Genomic DNA, 19,997 nt, shown 5'->3' on the forward strand with positions numbered 1-19,997 from the left:
AAGTCAGCCAAGTGCAACGGAAAGCCCAGAAAGAAGCAGCGCAGCGAACTCGCGCCCCCACTCCGCGTTCACCGGCTCGCCGCTGACCAGGGTGCGGTGCACCACCGCACCGGCGATCACATCGAAGATCAGGTCCATGTTGCGGGCGGCGGCCCGTTCGCCGTCCTCGCCGGGGGCGTCCGGCGGGAGCTCCCCGCGCGCCTGGGCCCGTGCGCGCCCCAGCAGTACGAGCCGCTTCTGGCGTTCGACGATCGCCGAGCGGATCCGTTCGCGCAGCGCCTCGTCGGTGGTGGACTCGGCGACCACGGCCATCAGCGCGGTCTTGGTCTCCGGCCGGGCGAGCAGGGCGCCGAACTGCAGCACCACACCCTCGATATCGGCCCGCAAACAGCCCCGGTCGGGGAGTTCGAGCTCGTCGAAGAGGACCGCCACCGCGTCCACCACGAGTTCGTTCTTGTTGGCCCAGCGGCGGTAGAGGGTGGTCTTGGCGACGCCGGCCCGGGCCGCCACCTCGCCCATGGTCAGCCGCCCCCAGCCCACGTCGACGAGCGCGGCCCGGGTCGCGCGGAGGATCGCCTGGTCGGCCTCGGCGCTGCGGGGGCGGCCCGTGCGGCCCTTCCGGGGGGTGGCGGAACGGTGCATGCGGGCGACCATACCGGTGGGTAAGGGCGGCGCCGCCCGTGAGGGAGATCACTCCACGGGGGCGGGGATCGGTCTTGTCGCGCGGGGGAGGCGACGAGTTACGCTACGGCTCGTAGCGTAAGAGCGACGACCACAGGCCGAGGGTGGGGACCCGCCGGCCGCTCACCATGGCCCCTCGGGGCCCCTTGCACTACCGGCGCAGCAGAGCGCTTTCCGGATCGCTTTCCGGAACGGGCCGCCCAGGGGGGAGGATGTACTCATGCAGCCACGCAATATGTCCATGAGTGGAGTAGTCGACCTCGCCGCGGTGAAGGCGGCCGGCGAAGCGAAGCAGAAGGCGGAGCAGGCGCGCGCCGAGGCCGCCCGTACGGGCCAGGCGCCGGCGACGGGTGCCCGCCTGGTGTTCGACGTCGACGAGGCGGGGTTCCAGCAGGACGTCCTGCAGCGCTCCACGGAGGTCCCGGTCGTCATCGACTTCTGGGCCGAGTGGTGCGAGCCGTGCAAGCAGCTCGGTCCGCTGCTGGAGCGTCTCGCGAACGAGTACGCCGGCAAGTTCGTGCTGGCCAAGATCGACGTCGACGCGAACCAGATGCTCTTCCAGCAGTTCGGGGTGCAGGGCATCCCGGCGGTATTCGCGGTGGTCGCCGGGCAGCCGATCCCGCTGTTCCAGGGGGCGGCCCCGGAGGCGCAGATCCGGCAGGTGCTCGACCAGCTGGTGCAGGCCGCCGAGCAGCAGTTCGGCATCGTGGGCGCGCCGGTCGACCCGGCCGCGGCGGACGAGCAGCCGGCCGAGGCGCCGCAGCCGGCCGGTCCGTACGACGCCCTGCTGGAGGCCGCGAGCCAGGCGCTGGACTCCGGTGACCTGGGCGGTGCCGTTCAGGCGTACAAGAACGTGCTCTCCGAGGACCCGGGCCACCCGGAGGCCAAGCTCGGCCTCGCGCAGGCCGAACTGCTGAGCCGGGTCCAGGACCTGGACGCGCAGGCGGTCCGCAAGGAGGCGGCGGAGAATCCGGCCGATGTGCAGGCGCAGATCCGGGCCGCGGACCTGGACCTGGTCGGCGGTCATGTCGAGGACGCGTTCGGCCGGCTGGTCGACACGGTGAAGCGGACGTTCGGCGACGACCGGGAGGCCGCGCGGGTGCGTTTGCTGGAGCTGTTCGAGGTCATCGGGGCGGAGGACCCGCGGGTGACGGCGGCCCGTACCGCCCTTGCCCGGGTGCTGTTCTGACCCGCTGTCGTCGCCGGCGCCTCCGGGTGGCCGGCGCGACTCCATGAGGTGACCGGACAAACGAAACAGCGGCCACGCTTTACCAAAACTTGGTAAACGTGGCCGCTGTTACTTGGAGTAAGTCCTGACCGCCGCTTTGCGGTGTTCTGTCCGCACATGCGAGGTGTCCGTTCGCTGTCGGCGACGACCCTGTGTACCTGGGCGGCCCCGGTCCGTCGTGCCCCCGTGAGAGCGGCGTTACCCGTAAGTAACGAACCCCTTGTGTCGCGGCTCCGAATGGACCACGATCGGCGACGCTCGGTCCATTCCCGCAGCCCGGCATCCGGTCGGCGCCGCGGGGCACTTGGGTCCCCACCGAGTGGCCGGCGGCAGTCACGCCGGCCACGGACAGGGGGGTCCTTGCCGTACCCGGCAGGGCCTGTCCGGTGAGGTTGCGCGAGAGCGTGGCCAGTGGTTGTCGCTCGGGGGTGATCGCCGGTATTCGGACACGCGCTGTGCCTTCCGAGAACGGGCGCTCTCCTTCCCGAGGACGTAGCACTTCTCCCATCCCCCGTACCGCTGTCCCCCAACTGAGGCCGCCGGTACCGGAGATGTACGTCCGAGAAGGAGGAAAGTCATGGAGTCCCTGGCTCGCGGCGGGACCAGATGGAAGCGGTTCGCCGTCGTCATGGTGCCCAGCGTCGCGGCGACCGCCGCGATCGGCGTCGCCCTCTCGCAGGGTGCGCTCGCGGCATCGTTCAGTGTGTCCGGCCAGCAGTTCAAGGTCACCACGGACCGGCTGGACGGCACCGGCTTCGTCCAGTACGGAGCAATCGACGCCCAGAAGGGCGGCAAGCAGATCCCAGTGGCGGTCTCGGGGTTCTCGAGCGCCAAGATCAGCAACCTGTGCCAGTCGGTGGTCGTTCCGGTCCCGGTCTTCGGCGATGTGTCACTGAAGCTGCTGGCCGGTGCCAACGGCACGCCGGTGGAGGCCAAGAACCTCTACATCGACCTCGACCAGCTCGACGCGGACGCGACGTTCAAGAACATCAACATCGGTGTGGCAGCGGGTTCGTCGGGCAAGGGGCCGGGCATGCACAAGGGCGACACGGCCGACCCGGGCTCGTTCGCCCAGGAGGCCGACTCGGCCACGCTCACGAACGTCAAGCAGCAGGCATGGGCCACTTCAGCCGGAACGTTCAAGCTCAGTGGCCTGAAGATGAGCGTCGCCAAGGGCAAGCACGAGTGCTACTGACGCACTGAGCGTACGGGCGCGGGGCGGTCCCGCGGCGGATACTCGCCGTGCCATGGAGCCCGCGGGGCAGCACCGGCGGAGGTGCGGAGCACGTGGTGGCATCGGCCGTTCCCCCGTGCCTGTTCCCCGTGCCCGTACGCCGGGTAGCGCCAGTCAGGACACTCCAGTGCAGAACCACCGAATTGCCAGTCCCGAGGAGCTGTACGACATGACCGCCGAGACGCGACCACGGCTGAGCGAGACCCTCGGCCGGAAGCGGATTTCGTTCCGGGAGTGGCGCGGACACCGCCCGTTCTGGGGCGGACTGCTGACTCTGCTGGCCGGCATCCCGATCATGTACATCCCCTACGCGAACCTCACGATCGGGTCCTTGACCGTCCGTATGGCGACCACCGCCGGCGCCGGCTCGCTGATCATCGGCGTCCTGTTGGTCGTCCTCGGTCTCACCATGTGGTTCCAGCCGGCCTCGCGCGTCTTCGCGGGCGTGGCGGCGATCCTGCTCGCCCTGGTCTCCCTGGTCGTCTCGAACTTCGGCGGCATCGTCGTCGGTTACCTGATGGGGATGATCGGCGGCGCGCTGAGCGTGGCCTGGGCGCCGGGCAGGACGGTCCCCGCGGCCGCCGCCAGCCCCGCACCGGCCGGGGCCGGGCCGGTCGGCGGACTGGACGACGGGTCAGGGACGAGTCCGACCAACGGAACGAACGGGAGGCACCGTGCCGGGTGACGAGCTGCATCAGGAGAACGCACCCGCCGGGGCGATGGGGGTCCCCCCGCGCCGTTCCGGCGGGGGCAACGGGCCGCGGCATGCGGCGCCGAGGAAGCCGCTGCTGACCCGGCTGCATGTGCCCGCGGGCAAGGCGATAGCCCTCGCCGCCATGCCGACCGCCGTGCTCATGGGCATGGGGCTGACGCCCCAGCTGGCGGTCGCCAAGCCGATGCCGCCCGAGAGCCCCTTCAGGGACGGCCCGTGCGTCACCGCCCCGGACACGGCGGACGGGCAGGGCGGCAAGGCCGAGGACGGCGCGAAGGGCAAGCCGGCCCCGTCGCCCTCGCCTTCGGCCGGTACGGATCCCGGCAAGGATCCCGGCAAGGAACCCGGCAAGGAACCCGGCAAGGAACCCGGCAAGGAACCCGGTAAGGACAGCGGAGACGGTAAGGAGACGGCGCCCGCGCCGTCCACCTCTCCCGGGGACGGGAAGTCTCCCGGGGACGAGAAGAAGGAGGACGGGGGCCTGCTGGGCGGCATCCGGGACGTCCTCGGCGGGCTCCTGGGCGGCGGTTCCGACAAGGAGCCGGCGGCCGACGCGCCGAGTGCCTCGCCGTCGCCGTCCCCGTCCCTGCCCCCGTCCCCCTCGCCGTCCGCGACGCAGCAGGCCACCCCCGCGCCCAAGGCCCCGGCCACCGGCTCCGGCGATGCGACCGACAAGGACGATAGGGCTGACAAGGGCGACAAGGACGACAAGGTCACGAAGCCGGTCGAGGACACCGTCCACGGTGCCGTGGGAGCGGTGGACAACGCGCTGCCCGGCGGTGGTCTGGACGGCAAGGACGCCGACGGCAAGCGGGCGTTCCCCTGTGTCGTCGAGAACAAGCAGAAGGGGAAGGACGAGCAGACGCCCGCCGCCCTGCCCGACCTCCCCTGGCACCTGGAGTCCAGCGCGCTCACCCTGCGCGGGCTGGACTACGAGGGCGTCGTCAACGTCACCACGCACAGCGGCCATACCAAGCAGGCCCTGAAGTTCACCGCCGACAGCATCGACATCGGCGATCTGCACCAGATCATCGACGACCGGGCGTCCGGCCGGAAGTACCACGTCCGGGCGGCGCCGGGGTCCACGTCCACGGTCCGCGACGGCAAGGTGACCTTGTACTCCGAGCGGTTGCAGGGCAATCTCTTCGGTCTGATCCCGATCGTCTTCGACCCCGAGCACCCGCCGCCGATCAATGTCCCGTTCGCGTACTTCACCAAGGTGAAGCTCGATCAGGCGGGGCAGTTCGGCGGCGATCTCCATGTCCCGGGCATGCATGTGACGATCGAGAACTGACCGTCGAGAGCTGACGATCGAGAACTGACCGGAGAACTGGCCATCTAGAACCGGCCGTTGAGAGCCGGCCGTCGGGCACGGACGGAAACGGCGGTGGGCCGCCCCTCGCAGGAGGAGCGGCCCACCGCCGTTTGTCCGGGTCCGGGCGCGTCAGGGACGCTCGCCGCCCAGGTGGTGCACCCGCACCATGTTGGTGGTGCCGGGGATGCCGGGGGGCGAACCGGCGGTGATCAGCATGGTGTCGCCCTCGTTGTAGCGCTTGAGCTTGAGCAGCTCGGCGTCCACCAGGTCGACCATGGCGTCGGTGTGGTCGACGTGCTCCACGACGAAGCTCTCCACGCCCCAGCTCAGGGTGAGCTGGTTGCGGGTGGCGGTGTCGGTGGTGAAGGCCAGGATCGGCTGGGCCGCGCGGTAGCGGGAGAGGCGACGGGCGGTGTCACCGGACTTGGTGAAGGCCACCAGCGCCTTGCCGTTGAGGAAGTCGGCCATCTCGCAGGCCGCGCGGGCCACCGCACCGCCCTGGGTGCGCGGCTTCTTGCCGGGCACCAGCGGCTGGAGGCCCTTGGAGAGCAGCTCCTCCTCGGCCGCCTCGACGATCTTGGACATCGTCTTGACGGTGGTGATCGGGTACTGGCCGACCGAGGACTCCGCGGAGAGCATCACCGCGTCCGCGCCGTCGAGGATGGCGTTGGCGACGTCGGAGGCCTCGGCGCGGGTCGGCCGGGAGTTGGTGATCATCGACTCCATCATCTGGGTCGCGACGATCACCGGCTTGGCGTTGCGGCGGCACATCTCGACGAGCCGCTTCTGCACCATCGGGACCTTCTCCAGCGGGTACTCCACCGCCAGGTCACCACGGGCCACCATGACCGCGTCGAAGGCCATGACGACCTCCTCCATGTTGGCCACCGCCTGCGGCTTCTCCACCTTGGCGATGACCGGGACCCGGCGGCCCACCTCGTCCATGACGCGGTGCACGTCCTGGACGTCCTTGGCGTCCCGGACGAAGGACAGCGCGACCATGTCGCAGCCCATCTTGAGGGCGAACTTGAGGTCCTCGATGTCCTTCTCGGACAGCGCCGGGACGTTCACCGCCGCGCCGGGCAGGTTGATGCCCTTGTGGTCGGAGATCACGCCGCCCTCGATGACGATGGTGCGCACCCGCGGACCCTCGACCTCGACGACCTGGAGCGCGACATTGCCGTCGTTGATCAGGACCTGGTCGCCCTTGGAGACATCGCCGGGCAGACCCTTGTAGGTCGTACCGCAGATGGTCTTGTCGCCGGGCACGTCCTCGGTGGTGATGGTGAACTCGTCACCGCGCACCAGCTCCACCGGGCCGTCGGCGAACGTCTCCAGGCGGATCTTGGGGCCCTGGAGGTCGGCCAGCACGCCGACCGCGCGGCCGGTCTCCTCGCAGGCCTTGCGGAGGCGGTGGTACCGCTCCTCGTGCTCCGGCTGGGTCCCGTGGCTCATGTTGAAGCGGGCCACGTTCATGCCGGCCTCGATCAGCGACTTCAGCTGGTCGTAGGAGTCGACGGCGGGGCCCAGGGTGCAGACGATTTTGGAACGGCGCATGGGCGGAATCCTATCGGGTTTGTTTAGCAGCGGAATATTTCGGTAGGTGGAAGCACCGATTACTACGCGTTGACCAGGGCGTATGTCTGCTGGGCGATCTCCAGTTCCTCGTCCGTGGGCACCACGGCGACCGCCACCCGGGCGTAGTCGGGGGAGATCATCCGGGGCTCGTCGGACCGTACGGCGTTGAGCGAGGCGTCCACGGCCATGCCCATCTCCTCCAGACCGGCGATGGCGGCCTCGCGCACCGGGGCGGCGTTCTCGCCGACACCCGCCGTGAAGGCGACCGCGTCGACCCGGCCGAGCACCGCGCTGTAGGCGCCGATGTACTTCTTCAGCCGGTGGATGTAGACGTCGAAGGCGAGCCGGGCGCGCTCGTCGCCCTCGTCGATCCGCCGGCGGATCTCGCGCATGTCGTTGTCGCCGCAGAGCCCGATCAGGCCGCTCTTCTTGTTGAGCAGCACATCGACCTCGTCCTCGTCCATGCCCGCCACCCGCTTGAGGTGGAAGGTCACCGCCGGGTCGATGTCACCGGACCGGGTGCCCATGACCAGGCCCTCCAGCGGGGTCAGGCCCATCGAGGTGTCCACACAGCGGCCGCCGGCCACCGCCGAGGCGGAGGCGCCGTTGCCCAGGTGCAGCACGATCACATTGACCTCGGACGGGTCCTTGCCCAGCAGCTCCGCGGTCTTGCGGGACACATAGGCGTGCGAGGTGCCGTGGAAGCCGTAGCGGCGGATGCGGTGCGCGTCGGCGGTCTCGGTGTCGATCGCGTAGCGGGCCGCGTACTCCGGCATCGTGGTGTGGAAGGCGGTGTCGAAGACCGCGACCTGCGGCAGGTCGGGGCGGAGCGCCTGGGCGGTCCGGATACCGGTGATGTTCGCCGGGTTGTGCAGCGGGGCGACCGGCACCAGCCGCTCGATCTCCGCCAGCACCGCGTCGTCGATCACGGTCGGCGCGGTGAACTCCTGCCCGCCGTGCACCACCCGGTGCCCGATCGCGGCCAGCTCCGGGGAGTCCAGGCCGAGACCGTCGGCGGCCAGCTCCGCGGCGACGGCCTTCAGCGCGGCCTCGTGGTCGGCTATCGGGCCCTCGGTCTCCCGCTTGGCGCCGTCGGTGGCCAGCGGGGTGTGGACCAGGCGCGAGTTCTCCTCGCCGATCCGCTCGACCAGGCCGACGGCGAGACGTGCGCCATCGCGCATGTCGAGCAGCTGGTACTTCACCGACGAGGAGCCGGAGTTGAGGACGAGGACACGGGTGGCAGTGGCAGTCATGGAGCGCTTTCCGATGGGGTGGGGCGGTTTTCCGGGGGCTGTGCGGGCTTCAGGGGTGTTCAGGCGGTGGGCTCGGCGCCGGGCTGGGCACCCTGCGCCTGGATGGCCGTGATGGCCACGGTGTTGACGATGTCCTGGACCAGGGCGCCGCGCGAGAGGTCGTTCACCGGCTTGCGCAGACCCTGCAGGACCGGGCCGACGGCGACCGCACCGGCCGACCGCTGCACGGCCTTGTAGGTGTTGTTGCCGGTGTTGAGGTCCGGGAAGATCAGCACGGTGGCCTTGCCGGCCACGTCGGAACCGGGGAGCTTGGTCCGCGCGACCGCCGCGTCCACCGCCGCGTCGTACTGGATCGGGCCCTCGACCAGCAGGTCGGGCCGCAGCTCGCGGACGATCTCGGTGGCCTTGCGGACCTTGTCGACGTCCGCGCCGGAGCCGGAGGTGCCGGTGGAGTACGACAGCATCGCGATCCGCGGCTCGACGCCGAACTGGGCGGCGGTGGTCGCCGACTGGATGGCGATGTCCGCCAGCTGCTCGGCGTTGGGGTCCGGGTTGACCGCGCAGTCGCCGTAGACCAGGACCCGGTCGGCCAGGCACATGAAGAAGACCGACGAGACGATCTGGGCGTTCGGCTTGGTCTTGATGATCTCGAAGGCGGGCCGGATGGTGGCCGCGGTGGAGTGCACCGCGCCGGAGACCATGCCGTCGGCCAGGCCCTCCTGGACCATCAGGGTGCCGAAGTACGACACATCGGCGACCACGTCGTAGGCCAGCTCGTAGGTGACGCCCTTGTGGGCGCGCAGCTGTGCGTACCGCTCGGCGAACCGCTCGCGCAGCTCGGAGGTCTGCGGGTCGATGATCTGCGCGTTCGCCAGGTCGATGGCCAGGTCCGCGGCGCGCTTGCGGATCGCCTCCTCCTCGCCGAGCAGGGTGAGGTCGCAGACGTCGCGGCGCAGCAGGACGTCGGCGGCGCGCAGCACCCGCTCCTCGGTGCCCTCCGGGAGGACGACGCGGCGGCGGCCGGAGCGGGAGCGCTCGATCAGCTCGTGCTCGAACATCATCGGCGTGACCCGGCCGGAGCGGGCGACCGAGATCCGGTTGGTCAGCTCCGCGGTGTCCACGTGGCGCTCGAAGAGGCCCAGCGCGGTCTCCGCCTTGCGCGGCGAGGCGGCGTTCAGCTTGCCCTCGATGGCGAACAGCTCGGCCGCGGTCGGGAAGGAGCCGCCCGGTACGGAGACGACCGGGGTGCCGGGGGCCAGCCGGGCCGCCAGCGCCATGATGTCGGGGCCGGGTTTCTCGTCGAGGGTGAGCAGCACGCCGGCGATCGGCGGGGCGCCGGCGCTGTGCGCGGCGAGCGCGCCGATGACCAGGTCGGCCCGGTCGCCGGGGGTCACCACGAGGCAGCCGGGGGTGAGTGCCTGGAGGAAGGTGGGCAGCATGGCGCCGCCGAAGACGAAGTTGCGGGCGTCCCTGGCGAGCCCGGAGTCGTCGCCCAGCAGCACCTCCGCGCCGAGGGTGTGCACGATCTGGGCGACGGTCGGCGCGGAGAGCGAGCCGTCCTCGGGGAGCGCGTAGCAGGGCACCGGCAGACGGGACGCGAGCCGCTCGACGACCGCCTCGCGCAGCTCGGGGGCCACCCGGTTGACGATCATGGCGACGACGTCGCAGCCCAGCGACTGGAAGGCCCGGTAGGCGTTGCGGGCCTCGGCGCGTACGGACTCGGCCTCCTGGCCCTGGCCGCCGACGACGGGGATCAGCGAGGCGCCGAACTCGTTGGCGAGCCGGGCGTTGAGGCTCAGCTCGTCCGGGAGGCTGGTGTCGGCGTAGTCCGAGCCGAGGACCAGCACGTACTCGTAGTCCCTGGCCACCGCGTGGAAGCGGTCGACGAGCCGGGCGACCAGCTCGTCGGTGCCGCGCTCGGCCTGGAGCGCGGCGGCCTCGTCGTAGCCCATGCCGTAGACGGTCTCGGCGGACTGGGTGAGCCGGTAGCGGGACCGCAGCAGGTCGAACAGCCGGTCCGGTCCGTCGTGCACCAGCGGGCGGAAGACGCCCACCCGGTCGACATGGCGGGTCAGGAGCTCCATGACTCCCAGCTCGACGACCTGGCGGCCGTCGCCGCGGTCGATCCCGGTCACGTACACGCTGCGCGTCACGCGTGCTCTCCGATCCATTCCGATGTGTGCAAGGTTCCGGCGTTCAGGATTCCGGCAGCTCACAAGATCAAATTAAGCCGATATTGTGAGCTGGCCCCTCTTGACAATACCTGCGAGGGTGGCTAAGTCGCTCTTCCAGGTTCCGGGCGGCTCCGGGCGGGGACCGTCGGGCGCAACCGGTGTACGAGGCCGGTGCACGCGCCCGGCGTGCGAGCCGGAGCCGCGCCGGCGCGCGGGCGGGAGCCGTCGATGCGCGCGCGTCAGCCGTGTCGGCGTGCGGGCGGGAGCCGGTCGGACCGTGAAACAATCGGACCGGGTCAGGACCGACAACGAGCACAGGAGACACAGCACGATGCGTATCGGAGTCCTCACCGCAGGCGGCGACTGCCCCGGCCTGAATGCTGTGATCCGGTCAGTCGTCCACCGCGCCCTCACCGGCCACGACGACGAGGTCATCGGCTTCGAGGACGGCTTCGCCGGCCTGCTCGACGGCCGCTACCGCAAGCTCGACCTCGAAGCGGTCAGCGGCATCCTCGCCCGCGGCGGCACCATCCTCGGCTCGTCCCGGCTGGAGCGCGCCCGGCTCCGCGAGGCCTGCGAGAAGTCCCGCGACCTCTCCAAGGACTACGGCATCGACGTCCTGATCCCGATCGGCGGCGAGGGCACCCTCACCGCGGCCCGGATGCTCTCGGACGTCGGACTGCCGGTCGTCGGCGTCCCCAAGACCATCGACAACGACATCTCCTCCACGGACCGCACCTTCGGCTTCGACACCGCCGTCGGCGTCGCGACCGAGGCGATCGACCGCCTCAAGACCACCGCCGAGTCGCACCAGCGCGTCATGGTCGTCGAGGTCATGGGCCGCCACGCGGGCTGGATCGCCCTTGAGTCCGGTATGGCCGGCGGCGCCCACGGCATCTGCCTGCCGGAGCGCGAGTTCGACGTCAACGACCTGGTCACGATGGTCGAGGAGCGGTTCGCCCGCGGCAAGAAGTTCGCCGTGATCTGCGTCGCCGAGGGCGCCCACCCGGCGCCCGGCACCATGGAGTACAAGAAGGGCGCCATCGACCAGTTCGGCCACGAGCGGTTCTCCGGCATCGGCACCGCGCTCGCCCGCGAACTGGAGAAGCGCCTCGGCAAGGAGGCCCGCCCGGTCATCCTCGGCCACGTCCAGCGCGGCGGCACCCCCACCGCCTACGACCGCGTGCTCGCCACCCGCTTCGGCTGGCACGCCGTCGAGGCCGCCCACCGCGGCGACTACGGCAAGATGACCGCCCTCCGCGGCACGGACATCACCATGGTCCCCCTCGCCGAGGCCGTCACCGAACTCAAGACCGTCCCCGCGGGGCGGATGGACGAGGCCGAGTCGGTTTTCTAGCCGGTCTTCTAGCCGGTCTTCTGAGGACCGTACGCATCACTCATCACTCAAGAGTCCCGGAGCGCTCCGGGACTCTTGCTGTACTCATGACGAGGGCCTCGGTGAGGGGCTACGGCGCTCGCTCCGCTCGGAGCTCTTGCGGGTGGGGGCGGTAGGTCGAGCGGATTGCGACTTCGTAGTCGGCGTGTGGGCCGAGGTCGGCCTCCGCGCGGCGAACGTCAAGGTTGTCGGGGTCGGTGACGTCCCAGAGCTGGTATCCGCGGCCGTCGCAAAGGTCCCGGTACTGGGTGCCGTAAATCTGGGGTTGTCCCTGTCGCATGAGGACTCGGTCGGTCAGCAGGGCGAGCTGCTGCGTGGTCGCGTCATTGCGTGTGACGGCGTCGCGGACAAGACCGAGAGCCCGCTGCTGAAAGTCGAGGTCGGCGTGTTGCGCGATGAGCCATGCGGCGTTGGCGGCCTGCTCACCGACGAGTGAGTGTCCCGGCCATCCGTGCTCGTCGATGATTCGCTGTAGGGCTGCGGTGTTGTCGTTGTCGACGGTGCGCATTAGTTCATAGTCGGGTGCCGCGATTTCGCCGTTGTCCCGGACGCCGCGGGCGTGCTGGTCGGTGGTCATGCGACGCAGCAACTCATCAGCGAGGTCGGGCTGTTGGGGCTGTGCGGGATCGGGCACGGCCTGTCCCTCCTTCATAGGTGAGCCTGTCGCAAGTGTTGCCGCAGCAGTACGTTGCAGTCCGTTTCGGCGCTGTGGTCGTAGCGCCGACGGGCCTGCTGCCGCTGTTCGTCGAGCTGGCGGCAGCGCGCGCAGTCCGGGCGGGGCGCGGGGCGTTCCGGCCACCGGGCGGACGGGTGGGAAATCACGGCTGCCCCGCCGAGTCCTTGACGTGCAGGAAACCGCCCGCCCTCTCGATCTCGTGCGCGACCTGGTCGTACTCCTGCGGAATGGGCGAGATCATCGAGCGCCAGGCCGTGAGTACCACACCGGCTTCACCGCCCTTGATGCGGCCGACGGCCTGCCTCAGCCCCTCGCGGCCGTCGGGCGGCAGCAACCCCGCGTGGTCCTCGATCACGGCCGTGATCTCCCACCCGAACATCTCCGCGTAGTCGGTGCACTCCTCGCGCGGTGCGGCAATGTTCGCGTGCGGGGCGCCGCACAGGTAGATGACACAGCGGAACCGCTCGATCTTCGCGGCCTCCGTCGGTACGTCGACCTCGCTCGGCGGGAGGCCTGCTGCCGCGTCCGCGATTGCCTGACGTCGTCTCAGGTCCCCCTTGGTTCGACGGGCCGTGGTCGGCTCCTGCCTCTGCCTGCTCTCGGTGTTGACCATGCACCTATGGTGGCGGATTGATCACGCATGGTGAAGTGACGGGGTGTAGGGCTGCGCGAGGTCCTTTGGCCCCAACTCGTATGCTCCGTAGGGCTTATGTGAGCAGGGGTACGCCGATCAGTGCGCTGATGTTCCGCACACGCGCCGTGGACACCTTCGCGAGGCGCTTCCCGATGACGCCGGGCAATGCATGGTGTTTGACCCACTCCGGGGCATCGCGACCTACCTCGATCAGGGTGTCGGCGGCTTGGTCGTACAGTTTTGCCTCGCACTGGGCCATGGCGACGTCGAGTTTGTAGCGGTTGCGGGCGAGTTTGGGCATCGAACGAGGCAGCTCTGTGCACGAAGCCAGCTTCAGCGCTCGTCCGTGGTTCCCGAGCGCCACAGCGATTCCTACGGATTCGGTGTTTGTGACGGTGGGGCCGAAGTGTGTGCCATGCGACGTCACGTCGTGTCCGATCCGAGCTGATGCGGCATGCGCCTGTGACAAGTAGTCGTCTGCGGATACGGGGTCTCCGCGCCGCGAGGAAGCGACCGCCGCAGCGATCATCAGTCGTCCGTATGCGAGCAGTTGAGGGTGGGGAGCCTTGCTGAAGGCCGGCTCGATCCGTGAGGCTGCGCGCTCCGCCACGGCAACCGCCCGGGGAACCTTGGCGCTTCGCAGGTGAATCCATGACAGCGTCGAGTCCAGAAGTGCGGGCAGCACGGCATCACCGGAGTCCTTCGCCAGGTGATGCGCGGAGGTGAGTGCGCTCAGGGCGAGATCGCGTTGCCCGAGCTGGACCGCGGCCGATGATGCGGTCTGGTAGGTGAGGGCGAGGATCGAGCTGATCCGTTCGCGCTCGTATCCCGCCGCTTGCTCGTACCGCGCGCTTCCTTCGAGCAGTACCTTGGCGACGAGTTCGCTCATCTCCCCGAATTCGCCCCGCCAGTACGTGGCACACACGCGCTCTTGGGCAGCCGACAGCTCGGCAAGCGTGCTCGGCTCCCCCATGCCTGACCAGTCCCCGAGGGCGCTCTCGTGTACAGCGTCGGAGAGTCTCCGCAGAGCGGCCCTGGTGTCCTGGCTCATCCCCCGTCGCGGCGCCTGCTGGCCCAGGATCACCGCAACGTCGGTCTTGAGCGCGCCGGCGAGCCTGAGCAGTGAACCGACCGACAGCTCGCCGCGATCCTGCTCGGCTTTCTGTACCAGGGCGAGCGAGACACCCGCCGCTTCGGCGAGCCCTTGCTGAGTCAGATCGGAGCCCCGTAGGTACTTGATGCGCTTACCGTTCGTCAGATCGGCCCAGTTGCTCACGATCACCTCGGTGGGATGCTCAGGCGCGGTGGCTGTATTCCGATGGTAGGCCCCGCCGCCGATGCGCACAGAGCGAACGGGGCAGTCCATCGCGGGCGTGGCGGAGCGGGCCTGGAGGCCGGCGAAGGTGCGCAGCCACAAGGTGGCCTTCGGGGTATATGGATAATCCACGCCCTATGTTCGCTTTTCTGCTTTCAAATCGCCCATAACGGAATGGGCTTGAACAGTGTAAGTGGTGCGCTTTGGGGATCCTTCAAGAAGGGTTGTGTGCGACTTTGCTGCTTGAAGTTGATCAAGGACCTGTGGGCTGTGGTCATGCTTTTGGCGTTGATTTCGGCGGGCGCCAATTCATTTGCCGAGGATGGTGCCGCATCAGCGCTGACGTACTGAATAATTGGAGGGAATATGGGAAAGGTGCTGCGCACGTGACCCAGAGTTCGCTGGAGATGGAGTTAACCCTCCCCAAGGGGGATCGCCTGGCGGTTAACTCCAAGGGGGGGGGCTTGCCGTCGATGACGCAAATGGAAAAGAGCTGGACGCTGCTCCGGCCGCGATCAAGGGCGGCGACCACGTCTTCTCCGGAAAGTGGGCGGTGAAGGGCAACAATGCCACGCGTACGTCCGGGGTCGTCGCCGGCGCGATCTCTTGCTAGTGATTAAGCGGCACGTAGTAGAGCACCTTCAAGGGTGATAATTTGTGGCGCACCGCTAAATGGCGGTGCGCCACAACTCATAGGAGGAAATATGCGCAAACCCTGGTTTGCTCTGGCGGCGTTCCTCATAGGCGCGTTCCTTGCCGCTGTCGCCGTTGGCTCTTTCGTGCAGGGCGACGTGCAGAGCGGAACAGTGTCGGCGATAGGGGCAATTCTCGCCACGGCTGGCGGAATCTATGCGCTCAAGCGGGATGCGGTCGCCTTGCCCGCAAAGCTGACGATGCCGGTATTACTCGCGGTCATCATCAGCGTCAACCTGCCTCGCGTCCTCGATGGCAAGGGCGGCCCTCTCACCGGGGTCGCCGCGGCGGCCGCGGCCGGGTTGGTGATCGGCCTGTTCGCGCGATTCCGTCCCTCTGGGCGGGAATCGTAAACCGCCGCTCCAGTTCCCTCTTTTCTGGCGCGTAACGGCCGGACCCCCGCCCTTGGTTGAGGGGCGGGGGTCCGGGTGTGGGGGATGGAAAGGAAGGGGAAAGGGGGAGCGCGGGGCTACTGGGCGCTGATGGACTCCAGCATGTTGAGGCGGGCGGCGCGGCGGGCGGGCCAGACGGCTGCCAGGACGCCGACGATCAGGGCGATCAGGAGGAAGAGGCCGAGGCGGTCCCAGGGGAGGATCATCTCGTACGTCGGGAGGGACGTGGCGGTCATGCTGCCGCCGGCCCAGGCGAGGAAGATGCCGACGCCGATGCCGAGTACCGCGCCGAACAGGGAGATGACCACCGACTCCAGGCGGACCATCTGCTTGATGCCGGTGCGGGCCAGCCCGATGGCGCGGAGCATGCCGATCTCGCGGGTGCGCTCGAAGACCGACATCGCCAGGGTGTTGACGACGCCCAGGACCGCGATGACCACGGCCATGCCGAGCAGCCCGTACATCATGTTGAGCATGGTGTTGATAGCGCCGGCGTCCGCGTTGCGCAGTGCGTCGCGGTCCTGGACCTTCAGCAGCGGGCTGTTGCCGAGGGCGTCGCGGATCTGCTTGCCCAGCCCGGCGGACGTGCCGTCGGCGGCCTTGACCAGCACCGCGTCGTCCTTGAAGGGCTTCTTGTGCGGGTCGACCAGGGACGCCGCGCCCAGCGCGTCGCGGACGATCTGGTTGTCCTGGTAGATGCCGGTGACCGTCAGCTTCTGCTGCTTGGCCTTGCCGCTGAAGAACTCCGCCTCGAGGGTGCTGCCGGGCTTCAGGCCCAGTTCCTTGGCCTTGGTGCGGGACACCGCGATGCCGTTGCCGCGTACGGCGTCCAGGGAACCGCTGTCGAAGCGGACGTCGGTCACCTTGGGGAGCTGGGCCAGGTCGGTGCCGGTGAGGGAGAGGAAGCGGTCACCCGTCGTCTTGACGCCGACGTGCCGCAGCGGGGCGACTGCCTCGACGCCCGGTACCTGCGCCGCCTTCTTGGAGAGCTGGGGGTCGATGCCGTCGTAGTGGGAGGACGTGACCTTGTAGTCGGCCTTGAGGTCCTTGGCGACCAGCTCGTCCGTGGCGCGCTGGACGGAGTGCCCGCCCACCGTCATGCCGGTGATCAGGGCGAGGCCGATCATCAGGGCGGACGCGGTGGCGGCGGTCCGCCGCGGGTTGCGGAGCGCGTTCTCCTTCGCCAGCTTGCCGGTGACGCCGAAGAGGCGGGTGGTGACCTTGCCCGCCAGCGCCACCAGCGGGCGCGAGAGCAAGGGGGCCAGGATGATCACGCCGATGAGGGTCAGGGCGCCGCCGGCCATGGCCATGGTCAGTGCGCCGCTGTCCTTCTGCGTGGAGACGTACAGCATGACCGCCACGCCGAGGGCGGTGACCACCGCGCCCAGGGTGTTGCGGAGGACCAGGCTGCGCAGGGCCGGCGGCGCCTCGACGGTGCTCAGTGCCTCGATCGGGGCGATCCTGGCCGCCTTGCGGGACGGCAGCCAGGCGGCCAGTACGGTCACCAGCACCCCGACGCCGAGGGCGGCGAGCACCGCGGACGGGCTGAGGACCAGCGGGCCGTCGGGGAAGCCGGCACCGGTGGCGTTCAGCAGCGGACGCAGGCCGAGCGCGATCCCCATGCCCAGCGCGAAGCCGACGGCCGAGGAGGCCAGGCCCAGCAGGCCCGCCTCGGCCAGCACCGAGCGCACCACCTGGCGGCGGGAGGCGCCGACCGCGCGCATCAGCGCGATCTCGCGGCTGCGCTGGGCGATGAGCATGGTGAAGGTGTTGGCGATGAGGAAGACGCCGACGAAGAGCGCGGTGCCGGCGAAGGTCAGCAGCATCTTCGTCAGCGAGCTGGTGTTCTCGGTGATGAACCGGGCTTCCTGAGCGGCGAGTTCGGTGCCGCTGGTCGCCTCGGCGCGGTCCTTGGGCAGCAGGCGGCGGACCTGCTCGGTCAGCGCCTGGTTGTCGGTGCCGGGCTTGGCGGTGACCACCAGCTCGTCGTACTGGCCCGGGTGCAGGAACAGCTTCTGCGCGGTGGCGGTGTCCAGGAGCGCGAGGCTGGAACCCGACGTCACCTGCGGGTCGTCGGTGCCCACGACGCCGACCAGCTTCTTGGTCAGCGCCGGGCCGTCGGTCGCGAAGCGCACGGTGTCGCCGAGCGCGTAGCCGCCGCGCTGCGCGGACTTGGCGTCCAGCGCGATCTCGCCGGCGGAGGCCGGTGCCCGGCCTTCCTTCAGCGGGTAACGGCTGTCCTTGCCGTCCCGGTCCGCGACGTAGTTGACGGCGCGGTTCCCCCACTCACGGCCGAGCGGCTGGTTGTCCTTGCCGACCACGACGGCCTCGCCGGACAGCGACGGGCGGACGGACGCCACGCCCGGCAGCGCGCGGATCCGGTCCGCGAGCGGGTCGGTCAGGGCGCTGTCGCGCCGGCCGTCCCCGGGACCGGCGCTGTCGGCGTCGGCGTCGGCGTCGGCGTCGCGAGGGGACATCGAGTGGACGGAGACGGCCACGTCCTTGAAGTTCTTGGACATGGCGTTGCGGTACGCCGCGCCGACGGTGTCGCTGAAGATCAGCGTGCCGGAGACGAAGGCGGTACCGAGGACGACCGCGAGCGCGGTCATCATCAATCGGGCTTTGTGCGCGAGGATGTTGCGCAGGGCAGTTCGCAGCATGGCGGTGGTGTCAGTCCTGGGGCTGGGGCGGGGGCCGAGGGCCGGATGCGGTGGGCGGGCCGGATGCGGTGGCGGGGGCGCGGGCGGGGCGCCCGGGCGTCAGCTCGTACGGCCCTTGGCGTCGAACAGCCGCATCCGGTCCAGCACCGCGTCCGCGGTCGGCCGGTGGAGCTCCTCGACGATGCGGCCGTCCGCGAGGAAGACCACCCGGTCCGCGTAAGCGGCGGCGACCGGGTCGTGGGTGACCATCACCACCGTCTGCTGCATCGCCCGCACCGACTCGCGCAGGAAGCCCAGCACCTCGGCGCCCGAGCGGGAGTCGAGGTTGCCGGTCGGCTCGTCCGCGAAGATGATCTCCGGCCGGGCGGCCAGCGCCCGGGCCACCGCCACCCGCTGCTGCTGACCGCCGGAGAGCTGCGCCGGGCGGTGCGCCAGCCGCCCGGAAAGGCCTACGGTCTCGATGACGCGGCTGACCCACTCCCGGTCGGGCTTACGGCCCGCGATGTCCATCGGCAGCGTGATGTTCTCCCCCGCGGAGAGCGTGGGCAGCAGGTTGAACGCCTGGAAGATGAAGCCGATCTTGTCCCGGCGGAGCCGGGTCAGCTGCTTGTCGTTCAGCGACGCCAGCTCCACATCGCCTATCCGGGCCGAGCCGGACGAGATCGTGTCCAGGCCCGCCATGCAGTGCATCAGCGTGGACTTGCCGGAGCCGGACGGGCCCATGATCGCGGTGAACTGGGCCTTGCCGAACTCGACCGAGACGGAGTCCAGCGCTGTGACCCGGGTCTCCCCCTGGCCGTACACCTTGCTCAGATCCGTCGCACGGGCGGCGACGGCACGGGGGGTTGCGGGGGCACCGGGGGTACCGGGGAAGTGCTGCGGGGAACCCGGCACAGCTGCCGTGTGGGACACGGGGGACTCCTGGAAAGGGACGGAAGCGAAGATTCAGCGATGCGGCGGACCCAGCGGATCCACCGTCCCTATTCTCGAATGCGCAGGTCAGCGCAGGCGTCAGCCGAAGGGACCGAAAGCCGTACCGGCCGCAGGTGCCACCCCCGGCCCCCCATGTCATCCTCTGGACGGAGAACCCTCCCCCCTGGGACCGACGGGATCTCTCAGGGGCGCCCCGGAAGTGCGCGGCCGGCGCTCACTGACCGGTGCGCGCCCAGAACTCCGCCAGGATGCGGTCCAGGAAGGCGCGGCCTGCCTCGCCGGACTCCTCCGCGCCGTCCCCGCCGCCCCAGTTGAGCGTCGTGGTCATGGCCGCCTGGTACTCGGCGTGCAGCTCCCGCAGGACGTCCTGGATCCGCTGCCTGGGCAGCGGTACGAGCTTGCCGACCGGCCGTACGTAGCCCTGCCAGCGGCCGGTGACGGCGCTGATCAGCAGCTCGGTGAGGGCCGGGTCCCGGCCGGTGAAGCGGAGCAGCGCGGGCAGCGGCAGCCCCAGGGCTTCGGCGAGCGCCGCGGCCTGGCGGTCGTTGCCGCGCCACCGCCCGCCGGCCTCCAGCCGCTCGTACGCCGCCTGGTCCATGCCGATGGCCGACGCGAGGCCGTCCGGGGCGAGACCGGCCGCGAGGCGGTACTCGCGCAGGGTGCCCGGAGTGCCGATCAGGTCTCCGGGCGCGCACCACAAGGCGCCTGCCAGCGCCGTCAGTTCGGACTCCGTGGGGGCGGATTCCCCCGATTCCCAGGACGCCACCGTCGCCGCCGGGACCCGCATTCCGTACGCGGCCCATATCCCGTAGGCGACATGGGCGGGGGTCATGCCGAGGGCCTCGCGGCACCGGCGGGCGGCCTCGGCGTCGAAGGGCGGCCTGCGCGGTTCCCCGGCTCGCGTGTCCCCGGATCGCGTGCTCATCGGCACACGGTAGGGGACGGTACGGCCGGCCACCTATGGTGCGGACGCCCAAGGGTGAAACGCGAGGGAAAGTCGTAGGAAGCTCCATCGGCGGCCGGGGAAGCGGTCGGCGGCGGTCGGGGAAGCGGTCGGCGGCGGTCGGCGGTCAGGGCTCGGCGTCCGCGGTCAGGGCTCGGCGGTCGGCGGTCAGGGCCCGGC

At 69.9% G+C, this 19,997-nt stretch carries 16 protein-coding genes; 6 read left to right on the forward strand and 10 right to left on the reverse strand.

All coding sequences use genetic code 11. The features are described 5' to 3' along the window. Positions 1-3 precede the first annotated feature (3 nt). Positions 4-654 (reverse strand): TetR/AcrR family transcriptional regulator, encoded by a 651-nt coding sequence (locus tag AZE13_RS04065; RefSeq protein WP_066926805.1) that lies wholly within the window; start codon positions 652-654, stop codon positions 4-6. A gap of 247 nt (positions 655-901) precedes the next feature. Here AZE13_RS04065 and AZE13_RS04070 point away from each other — a divergent pair, with 247 nt between their 5' ends. From AZE13_RS04070 to AZE13_RS04085, 4 genes are all read left to right on the forward strand, one after another. Continuing rightward, on the forward strand, positions 902-1,870 hold the full coding sequence (locus tag AZE13_RS04070) for a tetratricopeptide repeat protein (RefSeq protein WP_079123658.1): 969 nt from the start codon (positions 902-904) through the stop codon (positions 1,868-1,870). A 616-nt stretch (positions 1,871-2,486) separates the two neighbouring features. Further along, positions 2,487-3,104: a DUF6230 family protein gene (locus AZE13_RS04075; protein WP_066926808.1), complete on the forward strand. Its 618-nt coding sequence runs from the start codon at positions 2,487-2,489 to the stop codon at positions 3,102-3,104. Positions 3,105-3,312: 208 nt separating this feature from the next. Next, the gene (locus tag AZE13_RS04080; RefSeq protein WP_066926810.1) at positions 3,313-3,828 is read left to right on the forward strand and encodes a DUF6114 domain-containing protein; all 516 of its coding nucleotides are present in this window, start codon (positions 3,313-3,315) and stop codon (positions 3,826-3,828) included. Beyond that, entirely contained in the window at positions 3,818-5,149 is a 1,332-nt protein-coding gene (locus AZE13_RS04085) for a hypothetical protein (RefSeq protein ID WP_066926811.1), read from the forward strand. The genes AZE13_RS04080 and AZE13_RS04085 overlap by 11 nt, the downstream gene beginning before the upstream one ends. 150 nt (positions 5,150-5,299) lie before the next feature. Here AZE13_RS04085 and pyk read toward each other — a convergent pair whose 3' ends face one another. From pyk to pta, 3 genes are all read right to left on the reverse strand, one after another. Further along, positions 5,300-6,727, reverse strand: coding sequence for a pyruvate kinase (pyk, locus tag AZE13_RS04090; protein ID WP_066926812.1), 1,428 nt, complete (start codon positions 6,725-6,727; stop codon positions 5,300-5,302). Between the two features lie 62 nt (positions 6,728-6,789). After that, on the reverse strand, positions 6,790-8,001 hold the full coding sequence (locus tag AZE13_RS04095; protein WP_066926813.1) for an acetate kinase: 1,212 nt from the start codon (positions 7,999-8,001) through the stop codon (positions 6,790-6,792). Positions 8,002-8,060: 59 nt separating this feature from the next. Further along, complete coding sequence (pta, locus tag AZE13_RS04100) at positions 8,061-10,154, reverse strand: phosphate acetyltransferase (protein ID WP_066926814.1); 2,094 nt, start codon at positions 10,152-10,154, stop codon at positions 8,061-8,063. Positions 10,155-10,506: 352 nt separating this feature from the next. Here pta and AZE13_RS04105 point away from each other — a divergent pair, with 352 nt between their 5' ends. Then, positions 10,507-11,532, forward strand: coding sequence for an ATP-dependent 6-phosphofructokinase (locus AZE13_RS04105; protein WP_066926815.1), 1,026 nt, complete (start codon positions 10,507-10,509; stop codon positions 11,530-11,532). Positions 11,533-11,641: 109 nt separating this feature from the next. On the opposite strand, the gene AZE13_RS04110 is transcribed toward AZE13_RS04105, so the two are convergent. The 3 genes from AZE13_RS04110 to AZE13_RS04120 form a co-directional block, all read right to left on the reverse strand. Beyond that, positions 11,642-12,205, reverse strand: a complete 564-nt coding sequence (locus AZE13_RS04110; protein ID WP_258527557.1) for a DUF6624 domain-containing protein — start codon at positions 12,203-12,205, stop codon at positions 11,642-11,644. 184 nt (positions 12,206-12,389) lie between these two features. Continuing rightward, the gene (locus AZE13_RS04115) at positions 12,390-12,860 is read right to left on the reverse strand and encodes a hypothetical protein (protein ID WP_066926819.1); all 471 of its coding nucleotides are present in this window, start codon (positions 12,858-12,860) and stop codon (positions 12,390-12,392) included. Between the two features lie 94 nt (positions 12,861-12,954). Beyond that, on the reverse strand, positions 12,955-14,157 hold the full coding sequence (locus tag AZE13_RS04120) for a helix-turn-helix domain-containing protein (protein WP_066927255.1): 1,203 nt from the start codon (positions 14,155-14,157) through the stop codon (positions 12,955-12,957). Positions 14,158-14,900: 743 nt separating this feature from the next. On the opposite strand from AZE13_RS04120, the gene AZE13_RS04125 reads away from it, so the two are divergent. Further along, complete coding sequence (locus AZE13_RS04125) at positions 14,901-15,242, forward strand: hypothetical protein (RefSeq protein ID WP_066926821.1); 342 nt, start codon at positions 14,901-14,903, stop codon at positions 15,240-15,242. A gap of 116 nt (positions 15,243-15,358) precedes the next feature. On the opposite strand, the gene AZE13_RS04130 is transcribed toward AZE13_RS04125, so the two are convergent. The 3 genes from AZE13_RS04130 to AZE13_RS04140 form a co-directional block, all read right to left on the reverse strand. Beyond that, positions 15,359-17,941 (reverse strand): ABC transporter permease, encoded by a 2,583-nt coding sequence (locus AZE13_RS04130; protein ID WP_066926823.1) that lies wholly within the window; start codon positions 17,939-17,941, stop codon positions 15,359-15,361. Positions 17,942-18,040: 99 nt separating this feature from the next. Continuing rightward, positions 18,041-18,853, reverse strand: coding sequence for an ABC transporter ATP-binding protein (locus tag AZE13_RS04135; protein ID WP_066926825.1), 813 nt, complete (start codon positions 18,851-18,853; stop codon positions 18,041-18,043). Positions 18,854-19,088: 235 nt separating this feature from the next. Continuing rightward, positions 19,089-19,799, reverse strand: coding sequence for a helix-turn-helix domain-containing protein (locus AZE13_RS04140; protein ID WP_066926827.1), 711 nt, complete (start codon positions 19,797-19,799; stop codon positions 19,089-19,091). Positions 19,800-19,997 lie beyond the last annotated feature (198 nt).

It is taken from the genome of Streptomyces sp. NBRC 110611 (assembly GCF_001590865.1).
Classification (GTDB): Bacteria; Actinomycetota; Actinomycetes; order Streptomycetales; family Streptomycetaceae; genus Streptomyces.